The organism is Streptomyces sp. NPDC001868, from assembly GCF_040297125.1.
Classification (GTDB): domain Bacteria; phylum Actinomycetota; class Actinomycetes; order Streptomycetales; family Streptomycetaceae; genus Streptomyces.
This window is the reverse complement of record NZ_JBEOYO010000014.1, coordinates 206981-213136: the sequence shown is the minus strand read 5'-3', so window position 1 is coordinate 213136 and position 6156 is coordinate 206981. Positions and strand designations below refer to the sequence as shown.

Below are 6156 nucleotides of genomic sequence, written 5' to 3'. Positions count from 1 at the left end.
TGACCCGGCCGGGAACGGGGTATCAACATATCTGGCGTTGATTTTTGGCACGCTGTTGAGTTCTCAAGGAACGGACGCTTCCTTTGTACTCACCCGAGTGACTCTCGGGCTTTCCTCCGGGCAGTTTCCCTTCGGTCTTGCTGTCTTGCGTTTCCGACTCTATCAGACCGTTCTCCGATCCGATTTCCTCGGTGCTTTCCAGGTTTCCGCTTCCGCGTTTCCCTTTCCGGCGACTCCGACTTTATCAGAGGTTCTGAGTCGGAATTTCCGCCCGGTCCGGGTGGCTCCTGACGCGTAGTTGCGTCGGGTTCCCCCCTGGGCGGAGCCGTAAACGTACTGGAGCGGGGCGCCCCGATGCAAATCGAGGAGCCCCGCTCCAGGTGGGCACTGACGGAGGGTCAGACCTCAACCACCACAGGCAGGATCATCGGCCTGCGCCGGTAGGTGTCGGAGACCCACTTGCCGAGAGTGCGGCGGATGAGCTGTTGCAGCTGGTGGGGCTCGACGACCCCGTCCTGCGCGGAACGCTCCAGGACCTCGGTGATCCGCGGGACGACCGCGCCGAACGCGGAGTCCTCGATGCCGGAGCCGCGGGCCTGGATGTGCGGACCGCCGGTGATCTTGCCGGTGGAGGAGTCCACGACGACGAAGACCGAGATGATGCCCTCGTCGCCCAGGATCCGCCGGTCCTTCAGGGCCGGCTCACCGAGACCGACCGAGAGGCCGTCGACGTACACGTAACCGGCCTGGACCTTGCCGGAGATCTTGGCCTTGCCCTCGATGAGGTCGACGACCACGCCGTCCTCGGCGATGACGATGCGGTCGTGCGGTACACCTGTCAGGGCGCCCAGTTCGGCGTTGGCGCGCAGGTGGCGCCATTCGCCGTGCACCGGCATCAGGTTCTTCGGGCGGCAGATGTTGTAGAAGTACAGCAGCTCGCCGGCCGAGGCGTGTCCGGAGACATGGACCTTGGCGTTGCCCTTGTGGACGACGTTGGCGCCCCAGCGGGTCAGGCCGTTGATGACGCGGTAGACAGCGTTCTCGTTGCCGGGGATCAGGGACGAGGCCAGGATCACCGTGTCGCCCTGGACGATACGGATCTGGTGGTCCCGGTTCGCCATGCGGGACAGGGCAGCCATCGGCTCGCCCTGCGACCCCGTACACACGAGGACGATCTCGTGGTCCGGCAGGTCGTCGAGTGTCTTGACGTCCACCACCAGGCCCGGCGGGACCTTGAGATAGCCCAGGTCCCTGGCGATGCCCATGTTCCGGACCATCGAGCGGCCGACGAAGGCGACCCGACGGCCGTACTCGTGGGCGGCGTCGAGGATCTGCTGGATGCGGTGGATGTGGCTGGCGAAGCTCGCCACGATGATCCGCTTGCTGGCGCCCGCGAAGACCTGGCGCAGCACGCTGGAGATGTCCCGCTCGGGCGGGACGAACCCCGGGACCTCGGCGTTCGTGGAGTCGGAGAGGAGGAGGTCGATGCCCTCCTCGCTCAGCCGTGCGAACGCGTGCAGATCCGTGAGGCGGTTGTCCAGCGGGAGCTGGTCCATCTTGAAGTCGCCCGTGTGGACCACCATGCCCGCGGGGGTGCGGATGGCCACGGCGAGCGCGTCCGGGATGGAGTGGTTGACCGCGACGAACTCGCAGTCGAAGGGGCCGATGCGCTCGCGGTTCCCCTCGACCACCTCAAGGGTGTACGGGCGGATGCGGTGCTCCTGGAGCTTGGCCTCGATGAGCGCGAGGGTCAGCTTGGAGCCGATCAGCGGGATGTCGGGCTTCTCGCGGAGCAGGTACGGGACCGCTCCGATGTGGTCCTCGTGGCCGTGCGTGAGGACGATGCCCTCGATGTCGTCGAGGCGGTCCCTGACGGACGAGAAGTCCGGCAGGATCAGGTCGATTCCGGGCTGCTCCTCCTCGGGGAAGAGCACCCCGCAGTCGACGATCAGCAGACGGCCGCCGTACTCGAAGACGGTCATGTTGCGGCCGATTTCGCCGAGGCCGCCCAGCGGGGTGACCCGCAGGCCGCCCTCGGGAAGGGGCGGCGGCGGGCCGAGTTCAGGATGCGGATGACTCAAAAGACTCTCCTCAACCATGCGCGCCACGTACCTCTGTGGCACGTGGCGCGCATGACGTTCGTGCAAAAGCAGTTGTGGATGTGGACGCAGGCGCTTTCGTCCTGCCTATTCAGTTGTGAAGTCTGGTTGTCGCGTCGTACGAAGTCCGGTGCTAGAGCTGTACCCCGCCGGCACCAAGATCGATCTTGAGCTGGGCCGTCTCCTCGGGCGAAAGTTCCACCATGGGGGCGCGCAGCGGTCCGGCGGGCAGACCCTGGAGGGCGAGCGCCGCCTTGGTGGTCATCACGCCCTGGGTGCGGAACATGCCGGTGAAGACCGGGAGCAGCTTCTGGTGGATCTCGGTGGCCTTCTGGACGTCACCGGAGACGTACGCCTCGACGAGGGCGCGCAGCTCGGGGGTGACGACATGGCCGACGACCGAGACGAAGCCGACCGCGCCCACGGAGAGCAGCGGGAGGTTCAGCATGTCGTCGCCGGAGTACCAGGCGAGGCCGGAGCGGGCGATGGCCCAGCTGGCGCGGCCGAGGTCGCCCTTGGCGTCCTTGTTGGCGACGATGCGCGGGTGCTCGGCGAGCCGGACGATCGTCTCGGTGTCGATCGGGACGCCGCTGCGGCCCGGGATGTCGTAGAGCATGACCGGCAGGTCGGCCGCGTCGGCGATCGCCTTGAAGTGGCGGTACAGGCCCTCCTGCGGGGGCTTGTTGTAGTACGGCGTGACGACGAGGAGGCCGTGGGCGCCGACCTTCTCGGCGGCGCGGGCGAGCTCCTTGCTGTGCTGGGTGTCGTTCGTGCCGACGCCGGCGATGATGTGCGCGCGGTCGCCGACGGCTTCGAGGACGACTCGTACCAGGTCCGATTTCTCCGCGTCACTGGTGGTGGGGGACTCCCCGGTGGTGCCGTTGATGACCAGGCCGTCGTTGCCTGCGTCCACCAGGTGGGTGGCGAGCCGCTGCGCGCCGTCGAGGTCGAGTGCGCCGTCCGCCGTGAAGGGCGTGACCATGGCGGTGAGGACCCGCCCGAAGGGGGTCTGCGGAGTCGAGGTCGGAGCCATGGGTAACACGCTACTCGCTGCTCAGGGCACGGTCTGCCCTCGGGGGGCGGGAAAAGTCAGGACAAATGCGGAGCCCGGCACTGCCTGCTCGGGGGTTCAAGCAGTGCCGGGTCCGTTTGATCAGGCTAGATGAACTTCGCGAAATGCCGCAATACGGACACTTCGCTCGGCTGACCCGTACATCTGTGCCTGGCCGAAAGTCGGCGGTCCGCTACGGCGCGACCCGGCCGTTCATGTTGAACGCGGCGTGCGTGAGCGGCATGAGCTTCGCCCACTCCGCCTCCATCTTCTCGCCGACCATCTCGATCTCCCGCTGCGGGAAGGACGGCACCTTCGCGAGCTCGTGCTGGGTGCGCAGTCCGAGGAAGTGCATCAGCGAGCGGGCGTTGCAGGTGGCGTACATCGAGGAGAAGAGCCCGACCGGGAGCACCGCGCGGGCGACCTCACGGGCCACCCCGGCGGCAAGCATCTCCTGGTACGCCTCGTACGCGTGGACGTACGAGTCCTCCATGACCCGCCCGACCAGCTCCTGCTGCGCCTGGGTGCCCTCCACGAAGACGTACTTGCCGGGACGGCCCTCCTGGACGAGCTTGCGGGCCTCGTCGGGGACGTAGAAGTGGGGCTGGAGCTCCCTGTACCTCCCGGACTCCTCGTTGTACGACCAGCCGACCCGGTGGCGCATGAACTCGCGGAAGACGAAGATCGGGGCGCTGATGAAGAAGGTCATCGAGTTGTGCTCGAAGGGGCTGCCGTGCCGGTCCCGCATGAGGAAGTTGATGAGGCCCTTGGAGCGCTCGGGGTCCTTCGTCAGCTCCTCCAGGGACTGTTCGCCGGCGGTGGAGACGCGGGCGGCCCACAGGACGTCCGAGTCGGCCGCGCTGTGCTTCACCAACTCGACGTTGACATCGCTGCGGAAGCTGGGCTTGAGATCGTCGGCGGGGGTGTCGGTCACGGCTCGGAGGGTCCTTCCCATTGCTGCTCTCGGGCGGCGCCCACTCTACGGCCCGGGACCGGCGAGGGGCCGGTTGGCCCGAGTTGCACCCCCTTGTGCCCCTGTCGGACGCCCGGAAGTGGTGAGGAGGGGTCCGGCTCTGTAGCCTCACCCGGCGAAACCTGTGCGTGGATTGAGTGAGGATCAGCCGTGCCCCTGCCCTTCCTGACCGCCGACCGCGCCTTCGACCAGACGGTGGACGAAGCGCTGCCCTTCGACGACCGCGACCGCTGGCGGCGCCCCTACCGCCCCGGCCCGTGGCGGGTCGGCGCGGCAGCGCTCCTGCTGCTGCTCGCCTCGTACGTGCTGGTCGCGGCGGTCATCATCGCGGCGGCCGAGACGCCGCAGGCGGGTGCCGTCTGCTTCGGCGCGGCACTGCTGGTCATCGGCTGCGCCCTGCGGCTGCTGCGGGTCGGCATCTGGGTGAGCGCGCGGGGAGTGCGACAAGTGGGCTTCTTCAGGACCCGTACGGCGTCCTGGCAGGCGAGTGTCTCGGTGCGTACCGTGCAGCAGCCGGTGCGGTGGCTCGGGCTGCCGCGGTCCGTGCAGGGGCAGGCGCTGCTCCTCGTCCGCACGGACCGGGTGCAGGAGTATGTGACACCGCTGATGACCACGCACAACGCCGACTTCCTGGCGCGTACGGAGGCCTTCGACCGGGCGGCCGACACGATCGAGGCGTGGGCGGCGGAGTACGGGCGCGCCGCGTAGTCCGCCATACGGGTGAGGGGCCGGTCCGCGGGTGCGGACCGGCCCCTCACCCGTACGCGTGTACGAGAAACGGGTGCGAGGAGTCAGGCGGCCGGGGCCGGCCTGCCGTCGTGGAGGGCGATCGCGCGCTGCATCGCCTTGCGGGCCCGGGGGGTGTCGCGGGCGTCGTGGTAGGCGACGGCGAGGCGGAACCAGGTACGCCAGTCGTCGGGGGCGTCCTCGGTCTCCTCCTTGCGCCGGGCGAAGACCTCGTCCGCCGAGTCACGGTCGATGCGGCCGCTCGGGGTGCGCTTCAACTCGTCGACGGGCAGGCCCCCTTCGGCGTCGAGTTCGGCGGCGAGCTGGTTGGCCTTGCGGACGAACTGGGTGTTCTTCCACAGGAACCAGAGGCCGATCCCCGGCAGGACGAGCACGGCGACGCCGAAGGCGATCGTGACCGGGGTGCCGGTCTCTATGAGCAGGATCCCGCGGCTGCCGACCAGGACGAAGTAGACGACCAGGACGGCTGCCGTGACGGCGTAGGTGAGCTTCGCGCGCATGACGATTCCGGCCGATCAGCCCAGGTCGAGGAAATGTTCGAGGCCGAAGGTGATGCCCGGGGCCGTCATCACGCGGCGGGCGCCGAGCAGGATGCCCGGCATGAAGCTGCTGTGGTGCAGGGAGTCGTGGCGGATGGTGAGGGTCTCGCCCTCGCCGCCGAGGAGGACCTCCTGGTGGGCCAGCAGACCGCGCAGCCGGACGGAGTGGACGGGGACGCCGTCGACGTCCGCGCCGCGAGCGCCGTCCAGAGCCGTCTCCGTGGCGTCCGGTGCCTGGGCCGTGCCTGCCGCGCGCCGCGCCTCGGCGATGAGCTGGGCCGTGCGTGTGGCGGTGCCCGAGGGGGCGTCGACCTTCTTCGGGTGGTGCAGTTCGACGACCTCCACCGACTCGAAGTAGGGGGCGGCGATCTGCGCGAACTTCATGTTCAGGACGGCACCGATGGAGAAGTTGGGCGCGATGAGCACACCGGTCTCCGGGGAGCCGTCCAGCCAGCCCTTCAGCCGCGCGAGGCGTTCGTCGGTCCAGCCCGTGGTGCCGACGACCGCGTGGATGCCGTGGCGGACGCAGAAGTCGAGGTTGTCCATCACCGAGTCGGGGGTGGTCAGTTCGACGGCGACCTGGGCGCCGGTCTCGGCCAGGGTCTGCAGCTTGTCGCCCCGGCCCAGGGCGGCCACCAGTTCCATGTCCTCGGCGGCCTCGACGGCCCGTACGGCCTCGGAGCCGATGCGGCCCCTGGCACCGAGGACCGCCACGCGCAACTTGCTCATTGCTTGGTTCCTTAACTG

General features: G+C 68.6%; 6 protein-coding genes. 1 reads left to right on the top strand and 5 read right to left on the bottom strand.

From position 1 onward, the window contains the following. Positions 1-398 precede the first annotated feature (398 nt). The 3 genes from ABT147_RS19215 to thyX all read right to left on the bottom strand — a co-directional run bounded on the left by ABT147_RS19215 (position 399) and on the right by thyX (position 4084). Positions 399-2081: a ribonuclease J gene (locus ABT147_RS19215; RefSeq protein WP_351407471.1), complete on the bottom strand. Its 1683-nt coding sequence runs from the start codon at positions 2079-2081 to the stop codon at positions 399-401. Positions 2082-2232: 151 nt separating this feature from the next. Then, the gene (gene dapA, locus ABT147_RS19210) at positions 2233-3132 is read right to left on the bottom strand and encodes a 4-hydroxy-tetrahydrodipicolinate synthase (RefSeq protein WP_351407469.1); all 900 of its coding nucleotides are present in this window, start codon (positions 3130-3132) and stop codon (positions 2233-2235) included. Between the two features lie 211 nt (positions 3133-3343). After that, positions 3344-4084, bottom strand: a complete 741-nt coding sequence (gene thyX, locus ABT147_RS19205; protein ID WP_351407467.1) for an FAD-dependent thymidylate synthase — start codon at positions 4082-4084, stop codon at positions 3344-3346. Between the two features lie 189 nt (positions 4085-4273). Between thyX and ABT147_RS19200 the strand changes: the two genes are divergently transcribed. Then, positions 4274-4831, top strand: a complete 558-nt coding sequence (locus tag ABT147_RS19200; RefSeq protein ID WP_351407464.1) for an SCO5741 family PH domain-containing membrane protein — start codon at positions 4274-4276, stop codon at positions 4829-4831. A gap of 83 nt (positions 4832-4914) precedes the next feature. Here ABT147_RS19200 and ABT147_RS19195 read toward each other — a convergent pair whose 3' ends face one another. After that, positions 4915-5370 (bottom strand): tetratricopeptide repeat protein, encoded by a 456-nt coding sequence (locus ABT147_RS19195; RefSeq protein ID WP_351407462.1) that lies wholly within the window; start codon positions 5368-5370, stop codon positions 4915-4917. Positions 5371-5385: 15 nt separating this feature from the next. Continuing rightward, positions 5386-6138 (bottom strand): 4-hydroxy-tetrahydrodipicolinate reductase, encoded by a 753-nt coding sequence (gene dapB, locus ABT147_RS19190; protein WP_351407460.1) that lies wholly within the window; start codon positions 6136-6138, stop codon positions 5386-5388. Positions 6139-6156: the final 18 nt, after the last annotated feature.

Coding starts and splice junctions, on each gene's coding strand:
- dapA (WP_351407469.1), bottom strand. CDS start 3,132: ATGGCTCCGACCTCGACTCCGCAGACCCCCTTCGGGCGGGTCCTCACC.
- ABT147_RS19195 (WP_351407462.1), bottom strand. CDS start 5,370: ATGCGCGCGAAGCTCACCTACGCCGTCACGGCAGCCGTCCTGGTCGTC.
- dapB (WP_351407460.1), bottom strand. CDS start 6,138: ATGAGCAAGTTGCGCGTGGCGGTCCTCGGTGCCAGGGGCCGCATCGGC.